Raw genomic sequence first — 1,232 nt, 5'->3', positions numbered from 1 at the left:
GCCACCCGCACCGCCAGCCGCGGCATGCGCGCCAACCCCAGCCTGCGCCGCGCCGAGGGCGTGCCGCCGGACAAGGTCGGCTCGGTCTCCGCCGCCGGGCGCCGGGCCCAGGCCAAGCGCGACGCCGGCTAACCCGGCGTGGTCGCCTAGATGGTCGATCGCGCGCCGATCCGGCTGGACCTGGCGCTGCAGGGCGGCGGCTCGCACGGGGCCTTCACCTGGGGCGTGCTGGACCGGCTGCTGGAAGAGCCGTGGATCGACGTCGACGGCGTGTCGGGCACCTCGGCGGGCGCGATGAACGCCTGCGTGCTGGTCGACGGCCTGGCCGCCGGCGGGGCTGCGGGCGCGCGCGCCGCCCTGGCCCGGTTCTGGGGGGCGGTGGCCGAGGCGGCGAGGTTCAGCCCGTTTAGGCGCGCGCCGTGGGACTGGTTCTCCGGCGACTGGAGCCTGGACCGTTCGCCGGCCTACCTGGCCATGGACCTGACCGCGCGGCTGTTCTCGCCCTACGACCTCAATCCGGGCGGCGGCAACCCGCTGGAGGCGGTGCTGGCCGACTGCGTCGACTTCAAGCGGCTGGCCGCGTCGCCCATCCGGGTGTTCGTCACCGCCACCAACGTGCGCAGCGGGCGGGGGCGGGTGTTCCGCAACGCCGAGCTGACGCCCGACGTGCTGCTGGCCTCGGCCTGCCTGCCGACCCTGTTCCAGGCGGTGGAGATCGACGGCGAGCCCTACTGGGACGGCGGCTATTCCGGCAATCCGACCATCACGCCGCTGGTGCGCGAGTGCTCCAGCCAGGACGTGCTGCTGGTCCAGATCAACCCGGTGGAATGCGTCAAGCCGATGCGAAGCGCGCGCGAAATCCACAATCGGATCAACGAGGTAGCCTTCAATGCTACGCTTCTGAAGGAGCTGCGGATGATCGCGCTGTTGAAGCGCGCGGTCGATCCCGGCCCCGGCGAACCGGCCAGCTGGGCGGGCATGCGCGTGCACCGGATCGCAAGCCCGGCCCTGGCGAAGCTGGGCGCCTCGTCCAAGCTGAACGCCGAGGGCGCATTCCTGGAGCTGCTGCGCGACGAGGGCAGGGCGGCGGCGGACGCGTTCCTGCAGGCGCACGCGGCGGACCTGGGCGTGCGCTCGACCCTGGACCTCGACGGGCTGCTGGAGGGGGTTTGAGTTCTGATCCCTCTCCCCTTGCGGGAGAGGGAGGGGCCCGGCGCGAAGCGACGGGAGGG

General features: G+C 73.1%; 1 protein-coding gene. It reads left to right on the top strand.

Annotated features, from left to right (window positions below):
• Positions 1–150 precede the first annotated feature (150 nt).
• Complete coding sequence (locus tag G3573_RS21515) at positions 151–1,173, top strand: patatin-like phospholipase family protein (RefSeq protein ID WP_163263666.1); 1,023 nt, start codon at positions 151–153, stop codon at positions 1,171–1,173.
• The last annotated feature ends 59 nt before the right edge of the window (positions 1,174–1,232 follow it).

Origin of the sequence: Caulobacter sp. 17J65-9, assembly GCF_010975005.1 — a bacterium.
Taxonomy (GTDB): Bacteria; Pseudomonadota; Alphaproteobacteria; order Caulobacterales; family Caulobacteraceae; genus 17J80-11.
Note: the sequence above shows the minus strand (reverse complement) of the source record. Positions and strands in the feature narration are given on the sequence as shown.

Bases quoted from the DNA above. Each gene is read 5' to 3' on its own strand.
- G3573_RS21515 (WP_163263666.1), top strand. From the start codon at position 151: ATGGTCGATCGCGCGCCGATCCGGCTGGACCTGGCGCTGCAGGGCGGC.